Genomic DNA, 310 nt, shown 5'->3' with positions numbered 1-310 from the left:
CCCGGGCACCTCCGGGAGCGGGTGGGCGTCCACGCGGTGCACCCGCGGGGCGGGGTCGGCCGGTCCCAGCACGAGCAGGTCGACGCCGGTGACGTGCTCACCGGTCAGCGCGCGGCTGATGGGCAGGTCCGGGGCGGCCACCGGGGAGCCGTCGGCGAAGCGCAGGGCGTAGGTGCCCTCCCAGGAGCGGGGCTGCTCCTCGCGGGGGTTGTCCCCGAGCAGCGCCCGCGCCGCTGGGTTGGTCAGCAGCAGGGAGCCGTCGGCGGTGTACACGGCGATGCCGTGGCTGACCGAGGAGTTCACGGCGCCG

Annotated in this window: 1 protein-coding gene; it reads right to left on the bottom strand. The window is 77.1% G+C overall.

The features are described 5' to 3' along the window. The coding region (locus FHN55_RS23100; RefSeq protein ID WP_218974941.1) for a hypothetical protein at positions 1–310 on the bottom strand (310 nt) is incomplete at both ends.

The sequence above is a fragment of the Streptomyces sp. NP160 genome (genome assembly GCF_006335115.1).
In the GTDB taxonomy this organism is placed as follows: Bacteria; Actinomycetota; Actinomycetes; order Actinomycetales; family Quadrisphaeraceae; genus Quadrisphaera.
This window is presented reverse-complemented; position numbering and strand designations above follow the sequence as displayed.